Source organism: Vibrio sp. 1CM8B, from assembly GCF_023161685.1.
In the GTDB taxonomy this organism is placed as follows: Bacteria; Pseudomonadota; Gammaproteobacteria; order Enterobacterales; family Vibrionaceae; genus Vibrio; species Vibrio coralliirubri.
Genome location: NZ_JALNTU010000009.1, coordinates 45079 through 61748 on the forward strand (window position 1 = coordinate 45079; position 16670 = coordinate 61748).

The 16670-nt window shown below is 42.5% G+C and carries 10 protein-coding genes; 2 read left to right on the forward strand and 8 right to left on the reverse strand.

All coding sequences use genetic code 11. The annotated features are described in order from the left end of the window. Positions 1-65: 65 nt before the first annotated feature. A complete protein-coding gene (locus tag MSG36_RS16990; RefSeq protein ID WP_248368931.1) occupies positions 66-2879 on the reverse strand; it encodes a glycoside hydrolase family 3 protein in 2814 nt (937 codons plus the stop codon). Positions 2880-3021: 142 nt separating this feature from the next. On the opposite strand from MSG36_RS16990, the gene MSG36_RS16995 reads away from it, so the two are divergent. Next, positions 3022-3900 carry a helix-turn-helix domain-containing protein gene (locus MSG36_RS16995; protein WP_050634918.1) on the forward strand — a complete coding sequence of 293 codons (879 nt, stop codon included), beginning with the start codon at positions 3022-3024 and terminating at the stop codon, positions 3898-3900. A gap of 278 nt (positions 3901-4178) precedes the next feature. Here the strand turns inward: MSG36_RS16995 and MSG36_RS17000 are convergent, their stop codons facing one another. Then, on the reverse strand, positions 4179-5510 hold the full coding sequence (locus MSG36_RS17000) for a carbohydrate porin (protein WP_048659629.1): 1332 nt from the start codon (positions 5508-5510) through the stop codon (positions 4179-4181). Positions 5511-5966: 456 nt separating this feature from the next. Further along, entirely contained in the window at positions 5967-7565 is a 1599-nt protein-coding gene (locus tag MSG36_RS17005) for a glycoside hydrolase family 16 protein (protein WP_050651493.1), read from the reverse strand. Between the two features lie 547 nt (positions 7566-8112). On the opposite strand from MSG36_RS17005, the gene MSG36_RS17010 reads away from it, so the two are divergent. Further along, a complete protein-coding gene (locus tag MSG36_RS17010; protein ID WP_019821076.1) occupies positions 8113-9108 on the forward strand; it encodes a LacI family DNA-binding transcriptional regulator in 996 nt (331 codons plus the stop codon). 90 nt (positions 9109-9198) lie between these two features. Here MSG36_RS17010 and MSG36_RS17015 read toward each other — a convergent pair whose 3' ends face one another. From MSG36_RS17015 to MSG36_RS17035, 5 genes are all read right to left on the reverse strand, one after another. Continuing rightward, positions 9199-12642: a hypothetical protein gene (locus tag MSG36_RS17015; protein ID WP_248368933.1), complete on the reverse strand. Its 3444-nt coding sequence runs from the start codon at positions 12640-12642 to the stop codon at positions 9199-9201. Between the two features lie 74 nt (positions 12643-12716). After that, the gene (locus MSG36_RS17020) at positions 12717-13706 is read right to left on the reverse strand and encodes an ABC transporter ATP-binding protein (protein ID WP_248368935.1); all 990 of its coding nucleotides are present in this window, start codon (positions 13704-13706) and stop codon (positions 12717-12719) included. A gap of 10 nt (positions 13707-13716) precedes the next feature. Then, the gene (locus tag MSG36_RS17025; protein WP_048659634.1) at positions 13717-14670 is read right to left on the reverse strand and encodes an ABC transporter ATP-binding protein; all 954 of its coding nucleotides are present in this window, start codon (positions 14668-14670) and stop codon (positions 13717-13719) included. Then, the gene (locus MSG36_RS17030; protein WP_048664694.1) at positions 14670-15659 is read right to left on the reverse strand and encodes an ABC transporter permease; all 990 of its coding nucleotides are present in this window, start codon (positions 15657-15659) and stop codon (positions 14670-14672) included. Before MSG36_RS17030 ends, MSG36_RS17025 begins: the two co-directional genes overlap by 1 nt. An 8-nt stretch (positions 15660-15667) precedes the next feature. Then, positions 15668-16642 (reverse strand): ABC transporter permease, encoded by a 975-nt coding sequence (locus MSG36_RS17035; RefSeq protein ID WP_017071753.1) that lies wholly within the window; start codon positions 16640-16642, stop codon positions 15668-15670. Positions 16643-16670 lie beyond the last annotated feature (28 nt).

The window sequence follows — 16670 nt, forward strand, 5'->3', positions numbered from 1 at the left end:
TTTTCTCTCACTTTACCTCTTTTTTGAGCAACGAGAGTTAAATAAACGACTGTTATCCCTTAGCCCTATTCAGGCATAAACGAAAATACTAATTGCTCCAATTCTAAGCCTAATTTGATGAATTCAATATCCAAAGAATAAAAGCCTTTATCAAGCTTAACGGAGAGCCCCTCAACTGAAACTGTCTCGCCATTAGTACCATTCACTGATAGAGACATCGCGTACACGTTATTGAGACTTAAACTACACGCAGATTGAGCCAAAGTGCCACTATCGTAGTTAACAATACCTGCACATCGATACACACCAGCCTGTTTAACTTCCAAAACAATGCTACGGTTTTCTCTGATATTAAGTGGTAATACTATTGCATGTTGCTCTGCCGTCAGAGAGCAAAAGTCTCCATCAGTTTTACTCTGTTGTTTATTAAGATTTTGGGTCGCCTCAAAGCTCTTAACTGGATCAAAAGCGACTAATGGGCGACCCATTGCTGGAGAGTCCATAATAAAACGACAAATATTCATCGCGCTTCGTTGCAACTCCCCTAAGCTCAACGTTCCGTTTTCAAGCGCCTGTAACGTATCGTCATTCGACACGTTATTTTCCGCACCATCATGCTCAACAACCATATAAAGATCATTTTGAGAGCGAAGCATAAAGGATGTGTAACTTCGACTTTCAGAGCCACCTTTGATTGGGTCATTCATTTTTGCCCACCAATCCGTCATCACTATCCCTTTATAACCCCACTCCCCACGAAGAATCGTAGTATTGAGGTCGTAATTGGATGCAGCCCAGTGACCATTAATAGGATTGTAGGAGGTCATAACACTCGAAGCTCCTCCTTGTTTTACCGCTATTTCAAAAGGCTTCAGATGAATCTCACGAAGTGCTCTTTGAGATATAACACTATCAACATCAAACCGTGACGTTTCTTGATCATTCGCCACCAAATGCTTGATTGTGCCAGATACTCCTACAGCTTTAAGACCAAGAGTTTGAGATGCAGCTATTACCCCTGAGAGAAATGGATCTTCTGAGAAATACTCAAAATTTCGACCATTCAAAGGGTGGCGGTGGATGTTAATCCCAGGACCAAGCAACGTATCAATATGATTGGCTTGCATCTCTTTCCCCACTAAATGAAATAGTTTCTCATTCAGTTCTGGGTTCCATGTACAGCCTAATAATGTACCAATTGGGACTTGAGATGCTTTATGTCCGCTGTCCATTCGGATACCAGACGGACCATCAGCAGCTGCAACGACAGGGATGCCTAAATCAAATAAGCTCGGCGAAACACCACCAAAAGCAGCAGCAGTACCTGGCGTCACCTTAGGGCTGCACATACCTTCCCCACGAACAATTGTCGCTAACTGCTTTACGTTCATTTGCGAGACAAATTCGTCAATGTTCGCTCGCCCCTGCTTAACATCCAGTAAACGAATGCCCGTATCTTCACCAAGAGGAATAGAGCTTGGAAGCTCACTCAGAATACGTTTACTCAAATCTATAGTTCGTAGTGGTACAGATTCATAGTCACAACTGTAAACCCCATTTTGCCCTATCTCTTTTGGAACGAGCCTTTTAAAAGCGGTGACGGGTGCCAGAGCTTCCGTTAGTCGCTCAACAACTATTAGCTCATCCACTTTTATGCTTTCGTCAACTAGCCTTGCTTGTCGAACGCTGCCTCCTAAATAAAACTGATATTCCCCAGCTTCAAGCACATAGCTATTTGGGTAACCTGTCTTACCACTATCATCAAATGAAGCTAACGAAGATAGAAGAAATGAAACCTTCACACGTGCTGTTTCGTTTGGATCCAAAGTGGGTGTTTTTGCAAAGCCTGTAAGTGCTCTAGATGGCTTACCCAGTTGACCTTGAGGTGATTCAACATACAGTTGAACAACATCCTTACCACTGTATTTCTCGCCTATGTTTTTAACTTCAATATCGAAGACCAACTCTTGTTCAGAGCCGGAACCAAGAATCGTGAATGCATTTAATTTATTGGAAAAGCGGGTGTAGGACAGCCCAAAACCAAATTCAAATTGAACAGCTTTAGGATTGAAAGTTTCAAAATACCGATACCCGACATAGATATCTTCTTGATATAAATTCCGGTCTTTGCTTCCAAAATTCGAGCTCGAAGGGTAATCAGATAAAGAGTGCGCAATCGTATCGGTCAAACGTCCACTTGGGCTAACATCACCAGATAAGACATCCGCAAGAGCATGCCCACCTTCCATACCTGCAGCCCAGTTATATAAAATCGCCTTGAGCGAACTTGTATCTTTTAGTGAGCTTACCCATGACATATCAATAATGTTGGTCACGTTCAGTATCACAATGACATCATCAAAATGTTCGGTCACTTTCTCCAACATTTGCATTTCGAGCACGGTTAAATTGTAACTGCCTTGCTGCTGTGCATTATCTTGATCCTCACCCGCCGTTCGACCGATAAAGATAATGGCTTTGTTAGATTTGGCGGCGGCATCCATCGCAACAGAAGTTGAAAGAGGCATTTCATCTTGAAACCAAGGTTCAGCTGCCCAACCACCACCGCCGTCATTGAACGGGTTGTCCTTGATCCAACGTTGGTATACCTCCACCAAACTGAGATTAAGATTGATGTTTGGATTTTCATACAAGCCCTGTAATGCATTTACGGAATAAGGGACATTCACCGCTCCACCAGATCCAGTGCCACTTCGGTAGGTATCAATCTGACAACGACCAAAAAGAGACACCGTATCATTAGCCTGCAATGGCAATATTGAATCACTATTTTTTAGTAGCACAATGCCCTCAGCAGCCGCTTGTCGACTTATGGTTGCAAGCTGCTTCTGTGCTTCGAGAATTTCCACAGTATTCATTTTGAGTCCTACTATTTTTTTACTTAGAGCAAAAGTTTTACCTCTCGCTCTAAAAGTTAATATTGTCTTGGTTCAAAAAATAGTAATCTTAACTACGGCGTGTAACTACCAAATAAGCGACAGAAGTAGGTAAAATAGCGACATGAAAACCAAGTTTAGACTCCAAAGTCATCAGAGATATCCTCAGATAAAATTTGCCTATGTCGATGGTCATCACGATTTCGACTTTGACGTACATAGCCATGACTTTTCTGAACTTTTCTTAGTTGTGAGCGGTAGTGGAAAGCATACGGTAGCTAGCCACACCTACCCTTTAAGTACAGGAGATGTATTTGTTATTAATGGGGATATTGAACATGGATTTTGCGAAGTAAATAAACTGAAGATTGTAAACTTGATGTTTGATACGGCATTGCCTTTTTTTGAGGTCCCTTCAATGCGTCAAATGCCAGGCTATCAAGCGCTTTTCAAGGTAGAACCCATTGCTCGACAAGCATCTGAATATCAAGCAAAGCTTACGTTATCACTTTCTCAGTTGAAACGAATTAATGGACTTCTACAACAAATCAAATCGGAATACGACAACGCAGAACAGGGGTTTGAAATCATATTGACGAGCACAATGCAGCAACTTGCGATAGAACTTTCTCGGCGATATCAAGAACAGACCCATAGCTTACCAAAAACAACCTTGGCATTGAGCCGTGCTCTCGCACATATTGACCGTCATTACAAAGAAGTAGGATTAGATACAGAAACCATTGCGCAAGCGGCGTATATCAGCAAGCGGCAACTAGAAAGGTTATTCAGGCAGTTTTTAAATACATCCCCAAACCAATACGTCAAAGACCTTCAAATTCGACACTCGGCAACCTTATTATTAAACGACAACAAAAGCATCCAACACATTGCTGAGTCTTGCGGCTTTTCTGACAGCAACTATTTCTCCAAGTGTTTTAAGGCCCAAAATGGATGCAGTCCTCGCGAATTTAGAAAGCAACATGCTTCCCATAATTCATAACCCTTTCCCCTTTAAGCCTTAAAAGGTTAGATATGTCACACATAAAAAACCGCTTCTTTCGAAGCGGTCGATGAGTACCTTTGGCAAGAACACACTTGAAACGACATTCAAATATGGAAGACTCATAGCAATAAAAATGAAACTCTTTGTGCTGCTAGGAAAGAGCTCAACTATTGCAATAAATAGGGATATCGAGAGCCTTGCCCGCCCTAAAGGCAAGGCCGTCATACCACTCCCCCGGTATGCTCTATATCACTTAAGACCCGAAGGTAAAAATTCTACCACCACATGTCAGCTTGAATACCTACAACAAAGTCACCCTCTTTACCCGTGCCGTCTTGCATTTCACCATCAAGGTAAGATGCCATGAAGCGAATTTCTGGAGATGGACCGAAGCCAGAGTGCACAACTAGAGTCGGTGCTACTGTTAGCTTGTAATCATAAGAATTCTTTGACTCACCATTACGGTCTTCGTAGTTGTACATATAACCAGCTTCGGTAGCGATAAAGAAGTTTTCTGAAATTGGGAACGTTGGTCGCACCATTGCTGATACCCAGCCGTCTGTGTCACCATTGTCAAAATCGTTGTACTGGGTTTGAAGAGAGTGGAAAATATTCACACCATTTTCAAAAAAGTACCCACCCCATGCTAAAGCACGTAGTGATACATCATTTTCATCAACAGCCTTCAAACAAGACGTACCACAACCCGTGCCTGTCGTTAACCAACTTTGATAGTCACTACCAGGCTTGTACGTGTTGTAAGTCGTAAGAGTACCGCCTAAAAGGTTACCCGAACCTAAGCCTTTACCAGCCTGCGCGATGTATTTTGTAAAACCTTTATCTGACAACCCAAAGACAGACTCAGTGTGAACAATTGCCGTCATTTCATAGCCATTCTCAGCGAATGCTTCTGGGCCATTACCAAAACCTAAATCGACCATATTGTCTGGCATATACTTAGCCATAGCGTGAAGCTCAACACTGCCAAAGTTCACGCCAGCATGAAGTGCATGCATGATGTTGTTGCTGTCACCCCAGAAACTTGTATCGCCAGAGTCATCGCTCGCAATATAAGCAAAGTCCCACTTATTGCCACCTAGCTCAACACCTTCAATACCAACACCAGTACCTGACATATCCGTGTAGAAAAAGTCGGTCATAAAGATGTAATTATCTTTACCATAAAAGCGCTTACCACCCCATACAACACCGGTTTCAGATACACCTTCAAACTCGACAAAAGTTTCTGCCATACCAATTTCGCTGTTGGTTGCATCGGCATTGGCACCAAGTTGGTTAGTTGCATATTCCGCATTATTGGCTGCAGCTCGTGTTTTGATTCGAATTTTCTGACCACCGTCATTCTCAAAATTTTTCTGCAGTGCTACTTCAAAGTGGCTATCCGACTCAACACCCAATCGACCTAAACGCTCTTTAGATGCTGGGAACTTTGCACGTTTAAAATCGTCATTTTCACTGAATAGAACACCAGCACGGAAATAGCCGTGAAATTCAAATCCATCCGATTTTTCGGCATATGCAGTAGGTACAGTAGACAAGCCAGCAGTAGCGACTAAACAAGCAAGGGTAAGCTTAGAAAGTTTCATAATAACTCCATGTTCCAAATTATACTTTCAAAAAGAAAGCGCTTTCTTTATTTTTCTTAAAAAAACCAATCGAACAGATTTAAAGAAGATCAAATCTAAGCCCACATTCACTATGCACTCTTAACCTTATTGGCTTTAACCGCTCAGTTGGTATGGAAAGAGTATAAATGGATCTTGTGAATATAAACCGTGATCAACCCCACCAAAGAAAGCGCTTTCTTATGCATGAGTCACAAAAATAGAGATGTTAAGTATTTTGTTTGAACAATCATGGAACCAAGTAAAATATCACTGTTCACATATTAAGGACGAATTACTCCGTTCAATCACTCAGAACCTGTTTCGGAATACATCGTCGATTATCTTCCTCAAATAATCGTCGAAATAAAAAAGGGAACATACATCGTATGTTCCCTTTATATTCAGAATTTTATTCAAACCCTTTTGTTAAAAAGCTTACTTTTCAAATCGAATATTGTCTAATTTAAAACTCATTTCTCCTTGAGGCTCAAACACTAAAAGGTTAGTGATCGTTGTTGGATCAGCTTGATTCCCACCAGCAAAACGGTTGTCTCTCTTTAAAATGTCAGCGATTGGAATACGTACCGTCTTCCATTCATTGATTGCTGATAGCGGCACGGTATAGTCACTTGTTTTCGGCCAGCCACTGTCCATCTTAACCAATAGTTCAACCCCGTCGGCCATGCTCTCAACTTTCAAATCAAAGACCAGTTCACCCGTTTCTTGCCAATGTGTCACATCTGTTACAGGAGAACGAAAATAGATATTTCCTGATCCTTGATTCTTATTCACTTGTAGCACTGTTCCACGATCTGGTTCGGTCACTTCTTGATAGTCAACAATATCCAATGGGTCATAACTTGCATAAGCCAAGCTTGCGTTAAGAGTTTCGGTAAAAATCTCCAACGTTGGTCCATCAGCATAACTATCATCGGTTGCTAAGATCTCTGGAGCTTTGTGCCCTATCACTTGTATTGCATGTTCAGAACGACTTGCACACCCTTTTCCTTTCCAACGATCAACCTTACAACGGTAAACCTTTACTGAATCAACTAGCATTGTTTTCGGAAACAAACCTTCGTCGATGCCTTTATCATTTGCGTTTGCTGACCACGCCCCACCGACGGCCAAATTCAATAACAAATGAAACTTTTCATCAAACGGAGCTGCTCCACTCGCATTAATGAGTTTCCCTTCTTCCGCTTCATATTGGCTGTACCAGCCCTCTTGAGTTTGAGTCGCGTAATGAATATTGTCTACATACCAACGAATTTCACCTTCTTCCCACTCAATCGCGTATGTATGGAAGCCCTCAGTAGGGTTCACACCATTTGGCAATGTCGCGGCTTGCCCTTTATAAACATTGTCTGGCCAATTTCGTCCGTAATGTAACGTCCCGTAGACCCGGCTCTCTAGAGCATCATTTTTCGCTCCCGCCGCATCTGAAAGTGTGTTTAGGTTAACCGCTTCCATAATATCGATTTCGCCAGAAGCAGCCCATGTACCATATTTATTGTCGGTTGGCAGCATCCAAATCGCGGGCCATGAACCTTGTCCACCGGGTAACTTTGCTCTGATTTCATAACGGCCATATTTGGTGTCACGCTTGTCTCTTGTACTTAGCCTCGCAGAAGTATAAGGGAGTGTTTTAGTTGCTCCGCCAATCGTACCTTCGGCATTGTCAGGCCCAGTATGACTTTGCTTCAGCGCGACAATGTGTAAAAAGCCATCTTTAACAAATGCGTTATTAGGATCATCCGTGTAGCACTGTTGTTCATTGTTCCCTCCTCCCCAACAGTTCACTTCTAATGACCAATTACGTTTATTTATTTGCTCGCCTTCAAACTGGTCTTCCCACACCAATTGCCAGTCTGAACTTAAAGTAACTGGAGCATGGGATAGCACAATCGCTTTTTCAGTTTGAGCTAAGTCAGCACTTTCGGATACCGGCAGCTCTATCGCCGTGCAGCCAGACATCAAAGCGGCAGAAATAAAAGACGTTAATATCTTTACCTGATTGGTTAGATCTTGCATTACAACTCCTTGTATCACGACTTTCTAAGCAGGCGACACGTAATATCGGAGCCCATAACAGAAAGTCGATAAATGAATAAGTCCGCGAGCATGGACCCAATATGCCATGCACGACTGTTTCAAAATGAGTATATAAAAGTGCATAGTTCAAAAAAGAGACAACGCTCACCTTAAGAAAGCGCTTGCTTGTTGAGTTTCACATTTTGCTAAAATTCGTTGTGGTTTGTGTAGATTCTCAAGAATTTTTTGACCTGATTATCTGCATAACACCCTAGAATCCCTTTTATTCTTAGGCTTCTATTTTTTCTAGCTTACAACGAAGCTCAGAAAAACAGATTCACTTTTATCACAACACAAAGAAAGCGCTTGCTTGATATTTGAACGAGTATATGGAAATATTCGTGACCTTACTTTGTATGCTTAACCTTCAAATTTAGCGTTAAGCAGTTCAGAGTTTTTAAATATTAATCATTGGATTGCTAGGCTCTTATTGATCACGAAGGTAATATAGCTTAGTTCACTCCTTGTAGAGATAAGGCCACTACCATTGATCACCATTAAAGAAGTATCTGAACTTGCTCAAGTTTCTCAATCAACTGTCTCACGAGCATTAAATGGTCACCCTACGGTAAAGGAAGCCAATCGCGAAAAAGTATTCAAAGCTATTGAGCAACTGGGCTACAAGCCTAATGCGTTTGCACAAGCTCTAGCCTCCAGTCGTTCAAATAGCATTGGCATGCTAGTTGGTTCGCTTGATGGGCCTTTCTATGGACCATTAATGCATACAGCCGAAGATACCGTTCGCCAAAATAATATTCACTTAATCGTTACAAGTGGCCAGGAATCACGAACCAAAGAGCTCGATTCTATCCAGTTTTTGCAATCTAAACTTGTGGATGGCCTCATTGTTCACTCAGACAAGCTCAGTGATGACGAACTGATCAAAATAGCGAAAGACAGTGAAACAATGATTGTTCTCAACCGTTTTATTCCTGAGATTTCTGATCGCTGTATTTACATTGATAATGAGCTTGGTGGCTACCTTGCAACGAAGCACTTACTTGAGAACGGCCATAAAAAAGTCGCTTGTATCACAGGCCAGTTGAGTAAAGTTGATAGTAGAGATCGCTTTCAAGGGTATCGAAATGCCTTGTTAGAGTTCGGTATCGAATACGACGCAGGGCTGTTTGTAGAGGGACGCTTTGATCATCAAGGCAACCACGAAGCTGCGCGACGCTTGTTAGACCGAGACCCTGAGATCACCGCGATTTTCTGTCAAAATGACAATATCGCGCTTGCTGTATATGACGTAGCAGCAGAGCGAAACCTCATTATTGGGCGAGACCTTTCAGTCGTAGGCTTCGATAACGATACTCATAGCCAGCATATTCGTCCTCGCTTATCGACGGTCGACTTTCCAGTTCATGAGATGGGAGAAGAAGCTGCAAAAGGTGTTTTATCGTTAATTAATAAACGCGACTACCCATTGAAGCACAAACTAACCCCGACATTGATTGTAAGAGAGTCCGTGGCTAAGCTTTGATTTTTGTATATCAAGCACCCCATTTTTTACACTTAAAAGAAAGGCTCTAAGTATTCACTTAGAGCCTTTTTATTTCACTTTAAATTAGAATTAGAGTAACTGGTGCTTTGACAACACGACAACGACTTTCTCAATAAGACCACTACGAGAAAAGAGCTGTGAAGCCATTTCATGGTTTAGCGTTAACGATGCAAATGCCTCACTTGTTCCGTCTTTAAACTGAACTTCAATACCCTGTGTTGGCTCATCATTGAGTTGGTAAATAAACGGTACCTGACAGTAAGTAAAAGCCAGTTGCCCAGCCTGAACAATAAAGCTCTGCATTTGTCCTTCAATATTTTGGCAGTCAAAAGTCGCCGCTTTTTGTAAGAACTCTTTAGGACTAAGAAGTGAAGGGTTAATTACAATTGTGCCATCAACGACCTCTAGACCTAGCTCTCCAAAACGAGTAATCACTTCTTCCTTAACTTGCCCTGTCATCCCTGGCTGCTGTGCTCCAGAGTGCTTTGGCGTATGAGAATACGGATCCGTCGGAAACGCACCGTAGTTTTCCGGCGTTTTGTTGAAACCAATACCAGCTCTCACTTTGTAATAGTAATCCGCTAATTTAAGAGTTTCCTGGCTATTAGAGTCCATACCCCAAGCATGCTGATAGTTTTCTTGCACAGCTAGCAGCAACTTAGAAACCATATGCCAATAGATACAACCTAAACCTTCATAACCAAACATGGTTCCCGAACGCCCAGTAAAGGCTTTATGGTTGAATACACGCTCATACAAACTAGATACATGACAAAATTCATCATCACTAATTGACGGGTAATCGGCTTTAATTTCATCAATCGCAGCCTGAAGGAAACCTTTGTTTTCAAAGCTTGAATTGAAGTGGTAAGAACCTTTGCTGTCTTGGTTTACTAATCGGTTATCTTTGGCAACAACCATCATGCTTAACAATTTGCTCTGGTCAATGTCTTTAGCGTCTAAACAGTTTTTGTCCATAAAAGAAGCCAGCTCACGGTCAGGGTAAAGCATGAAGCTATTTTGATCAGCACGATACATGTCACTGGCAAACAATTTATCCAACAACTCAACCGCTTGTTTAGATGATAATAGACCCGAGCTCAATACTGCAACTTGCCCTTCTAGCATAGGGTAAAGCTCTTCAACCATTAAGCTCTCACCAGAACAACTCAAGATGTTATACGCATTGTACAAACCGTCTTCACGCAAGTTGTTTGCAATCGTAGAATCTAGGACTTTTAAGCTCGCGCCCATCAATTGAACAATCGCTTCTTTCTCAACTTTCGTTTTCCCTGAGAATCCATTTACTCGGTACACGCGCTCACGATAATTAGCAGCGGATTTAGCCAGCTTAGTCAGCATTGCTTTACGCGTTTGACGAGTGACCGTATCTTGACGAATCTCTGTATTTGCCTCTGAAACGATCTGTGTAACAGAAGACATCCACTCAAACACTTCTTTGGAAATACTGTATGACGATGGTGACTTCTCTAACAGCCGCTGCATAAAGGCAACATAGCGACGCATGTAGTACAAGGTTACCATTGAGAGGCCGTTGCCAACGATAGCGTTGTTTGCATCATTCCATTCTGGACGTTGTGTATTGAGCCAAATACCACCATCAAGCACTAAGTTACTCAATTTCGCCAATAAAGGGACGAGTATCTTCTCCATTAAGTTGACCATATAAACTTCTTGGTCACCCGTCATCAACAAGCGACCGTCACTGCCTAAGCTCTTTACACGTTGCTCTGTCAATTCCTGCAAGTCTTGGTTGAACTCTACGGTATCTTTAGGGTTATCAAAGAGGCCTTGAACTCCACAAAGCTCGTAAGGCACGTTGGCATAACTAAAAATGTCACTCTCTAGTAATTCGATAAGATCGCTTTGCTCAAATTTGTCTGCTAACTCAAGGAATTTTAATAGATAAATGATTTGATGATCGCCCCAGTAACCAATGTTACTCCAAGGATCATCCGCCTCTAACAGCTCCCAATCTACACCATCTTTAGTAATTCGATACGGATTGTAACCATCCACCGTTGAAGCATTAACAAACTTAGAGATGAATGATTTGATGAACCCTGGATAACTAAGAGCCATCGCTTCCCAGTTTTGGAAAATATCACGCCAGTTGCCTTGATAAGAAAGTAAGCGTTCGCCATTTTCATCTTTAAGCTTAATCTCATAGTGGTTCCAAGGGCGACTAGGGTCACCATGACGACGTCCAAAAGTAAGCGGTAGATACTCGTAGCTCAATCGAACTAATTGAGAATCCCCTGTCGCTTTAGCGCGCGAAACTAATTCAGAATGGCTGAAAACATCCCCTAACTGATCAAAAAAGTCTTGATGGCGGCCAGCTACCTGAGAGTTGGCCTTTTCCATAGTTTTAACTACGTCAACCTTTTCTAACATATAGCCGTTTTCAAACACGCCACCACGCATGTTATTGAACAACACATTGGCATAATGGTGAACGCTGGTATTTTCTTCAGCTGTTATTTGCCACGCATCCGCGCCAGACATTAATGTGATCAATTCATCTTGATTATCTGCAACGCTCTTTTCTAAAGCTAGTGCTAGGTTAGCAGGAACAGAGAGCTCAGATTGAAGCTGACAGATATCGGAATGAGTCTTGTCTATATCAGCGACAATCGACCAAACTTTGGTTTGATGTGCTCGCAGCGTCAGAGACTTATGAACTAAATAGCTCCCTCTAACCCCTTTCGTTAAAGGTTCACTTTTAACCGCTCGACCTTTTCTGAACGCATTAACTTGAGCACTCGTCAATAAAATTTGGCTACTTTCCGTTTCTAAGCTGAAGACTGTCGTCGCTAGCAAAGATTCAGCAGGGTCGGCTCTATCACTCAATTTCGCATACATGCTGAACAGAGCCAATGAACTACCATCAACTTGTTCATTCCACTTGTACGCATCAACTAATGCACTTCTTGTTTGAAGAGCTGATAACGGAGCACCTGAAGGAAGTATATTTTGTAAGCCATCTAGTGCTTCGACTTTACGCTCGAAGCTCGCTAGATTGGTCAGTTTTGAACGACGAATAAATCCGTATTTTTCACTCGTATTCCAGCTGTATTGGAACTGTAGTTGCAAAGTATGGTTTATCTCTTCAAATACGATTTTATCTCCAATCGTATTTTTATAAAGATTGCGTTCAACATCAAAAATACCATCATGGAATGTATTAAACGGTTCCCAAAGTACAACCTTGTCGCCATGTTCAATACGGAAGATGGATTTTGAGCCGGTGTTTTCCGCATTTTCATGAATATGGTCAACAGACTTGTAAGGAAAAAGCGCATTTTCCGGACGAATGCGTCCAGCTGAAAGGCTGCCTGTTGATGAAATAAATAACCAGTGATCGCTCGACGATACAACGCTAATAAAGAATGGCGTCATTTGGTCAACATTAGAGATTTGGTAGTAACGCTCACCATCTAAATCAACGAACTTGCCATCGACCTCTGGTGTTGAGTTGTAGTCTTGTTTCATATCAAAATTCCAAAAAATTCTTACACTTAAGTTTTGAAAGCGCTTTCTTTTGCGTTTCAAAAAGGATTTAAAGTTTACAAATGATGACAACGAGCAAAATGCTCTTCTGCAATTTGAGTCGGTTCTGGTATTGATTGCGTGCAAAGTTTATCGGCTTTCATACAACGGCTTGCGAACGGGCAACCTACGCTACTTGGCTTCCAAGAAGGGATATCGCCTTTTTTCACGTTCATGTCACGCTTGCCCGATTTACCGACTTCTGGCACTGCTGACAACAACAACTGAGAATACGGATGTTGTGGGTTCTGAGTGACGTTGTCGCTATTGCCCCATTCGACCATATGTCCTACATACATCACCGCCGTTTTCTCAGCAAAATAACGCGCCGTCGCAATGTCATGAGTGATGTACATGAACGAAATACCATGCTTATCTTTCAAGTCAGCCATTAGGTTTAGGATTCCTAATCGCACAGACACATCAAGCATAGAGATAGGTTCATCAGCTAGGATAACTTCCGGGCTAACAGCAATTGCACGTGCAATTGCGACACGCTGTCGTTGTCCACCACTTAGTTCATGCGGGTACTTCTCTGCGGTCTCTTTAACTGGTGTTAGCCCAACCATTTCAAGCAATTCATAAACAAGGTTCGGAATCGCTTCTTTTTCTGCTCGTTTATGGATAAGTAAAGGTCGCGCAATATGGTGGTAAATCGTGTGTACAGGATTCAGCGAGCCAAACGGGTCTTGAAAAATCATTTGCACTTGGCGTGCATATTCAAGCTCACCATATTTTTCAATATAGTCAGGCAGAGGCTCACCTTTGAATTCGATATCTCCAGCCGTCTTATCGTAAATTCGGGTAAGAATTCGAGCTCCTGTGCTTTTCCCTGAGCCAGATTCGCCAACAATCGCTAATGCTTCTCCTTTACGAAGATCAAATGAAACATCATTTACGGCTCGCATCATATTGCTTTTGACTGACTGGCCAAGTGGGAAATCTTTTACCAAATTCTTAACTGATAAGATAACTTCGCTTTTATCAACGTTCTTTAAAGTATTCATAATCTTTCGCTCAAACTAGGTGACAAGATACGTGATGCCCAGTCGCAATAGCGCCCAAACGAGGCTCACTTTTAATGCACATTGAAATGCATTCGCCACATCGCTCTTGGAAGTTACATCCTTGAGGTGTATCCAAAAGGTTGACAGGATTCCCAGGGATCCCGTAGAGACGTTCTTTTGGCCCATGAATAGTCGGGAATGAAGAGATAAGCCCTTTTGTATAAGGATGCTTAGGTTCACTAAATACCGTTTTCGCATCACCTAATTCAATAAGGTTACCCGCATACATCACGCCAATTCGATCAGCAATTTCGCCCATGAGGCTTAAGTCGTGACTAATAAACAGAATAGAGAAGCCAAACTTACTCTTAAGCTCATACAGTTCATTCAAGATTTCACGTTCAACCACTACATCAAGTGCCGTTGTTGGCTCGTCCATGATGATCAGTTTAGGTTCCAGCGCCAAAGCAATCGCAATAACAACTCGCTGACGCATACCTCCACTCAGTTGATGGGGAAAGCTCGACATTCTGTCGCCATGAATCCCAACCGTTCCTAACAGCTCGACCGCACGATCGTGAGCCTGTTTATAAGGTATTTTTCTGTGCGCTAGAATAACGTCCGTTAGCTGCTCACCGATGGTAATGACAGGGTTAAGTGAGTTCATTGCGCTTTGAAAAACAATAGAAACGTCATTCCAACGGAAGTCACGTAACTGCTTGTTATTCATCTTTAAAACATCCTGCCCTTTGTAGAGTATTTCACCCTCAGAGATAAGCGCTGGTGCTTTGTGTAGGCGTGATATAGCAAAAGCCAATGTACTTTTACCGCAACCAGACTCACCGGCAATACCGAGCGTTTCACCGGGCGCAATGGAAATACTAACGTCATTAACGGCTCTTGCTACGCCATTAGGAGAAACGTAATCAACACACAGGTTATTAATTTCTAATAGATTGCTCATTATAGGCCTCGGCGTTTATCTGCTTCTTTTTTAAGTTTGTGCCACAGTTTGATGTGTGGGCCCGTACGTAATTTAGGGTTGCTCACTTGGTCAATTGACATGTTAATCAATGCGAGTCCACCACCAGTAATCGCTAACGCCAATGCAGGAACCAGCATTTCCCACCACGCTCCGGTATATAACGATGAAGAGGTCTGTGCCCAATACAGCATAGAGCCCCAACTCACTTCTGTTGCATCACCTAAACCTAAAATACCTAGACCAGCTTCAGAGCCCATTGCGTAGATAACCGTGCCTAGGAACCCGCCAAAAACAATCGAAACTAAGTTTGGTAAGATCTCTACTAAAATAATGCGGATTTTTGATTCACCCATAACTTCTGCAGAAATGATGAATTCTTTGCTTCTAATTGCCATGGTCTGTGCACGAATCACCCTAGCTCCCCAAGGCCAGGAGGTTATTCCTAACAACACGGTAATAACCAGCGAACCGACCTGCCCTAAGAATGCGGCGAGAACAATCAGCAAGGGCAACTGTGGAAACACAAGAAATACGTTAGTAACGAAGTTCAAGCGTTCATCGACTTTTCCACCAAAGTAACCAGATGAAACCCCGACGAGCACTGCTATTGTCATCGCGATTACGCCCGCAGAGATCGCAACAGTAAGCGACTTTCTTGCTCCAAATAGAACCTGGCTATATACATCACGCCCGCTACGAGTAGTGCCCATAATATGCTCAGAACTTGGTGCAATATGTGGACGTGCTACGCGCTTTTCTGGATTATGAGTCGATAATACAGGCGCAAATAACGCCCCAGCTAAGACAATCGTAAGTAAAAAAGTACCTACAATGGCTGGAGGGTTACCGTAGAAAAATGCGTAAGCTTTACCGAGAGTTTTCTTTACGTTTTTCCACGACCATTTTGGCTCACGTACTGGCATATTCGGCTGGTTAGCGGTTTTTTGAGTATCCATTAAATTATCCATCATGCGCCTCAGTTCGAGATTCTAGGGTCAAGCCAGACATATAGGAGGTCGGCAATAAAGTTAGCGGTCAGTACCGCTGTCACCAAGATAAGAAGAATGGCTTGGATAAGTGGGTAATCACGAGCAACTATGCCTTTAAGAAGGATGTTCCCCAAGCCTTGGTAGTTAAAAACCACTTCGGTCATGATTGAGCCTGCGAATGAGAATCCGATTGCCATTGCAATAGCGGTCGCAACAGGAAGGATGGCATTTCGACCAGCATAGCGAGACATAACACGATAACTACTCAAGCCTTTGGCCTCAGCCATCGTTACGTAATCTTCACCCAACACATTGATCATCGCATTACGCATATTGAAGACCCATGTTGCGATCCCAACCAGGACCATAGAGCCCATAGGCAACACAGCGTGTTTAGCCACACTAGAAATAAACTCCCATGTAAAACCTGGCTCTAGCGATGGGTCATAGGTGTATGCCAAAGGTAATAGTTCGAGTTTTAAACCGAAGAAATAGAACAACAGTAACGCGGTCACGATGTACGGGAAGTTACTAATAAATGCCAAAACTGGCGGAACAATTTGTCCAAATAGCCCTTCACGTCGATACGATGCATACGTACCAATACTGACACCAATGATAAGAGCAACAATCAGCGAACCAAGCGCTAGGAACATAGTCCACGGCAGTGCCATAGCAAGGACATCTGAAACACTTACAGGAAACATAAGCACTGAAGGTCCCAGATCAAGAGTGAATACGCTTTTCATATACGCGAAGTATTGTTCGAAAACATTGCCATCAACAAAACCGTACATTTCACGAACAGCATCCATTTGAGCAGGATCCATTCGACCTTGAGCTGCAGCGAAAAGAGCATCAACAGGATCTCCTGGCATTAGGCGAGGCAACATGAAATTAAACGAGATAGCGATTAAGAAAGCGGTAAAATAGAAGCCAAATCGGCGAATTAAAAACGACATAAAAATCTTTTAACCTAGGGGCTACAAC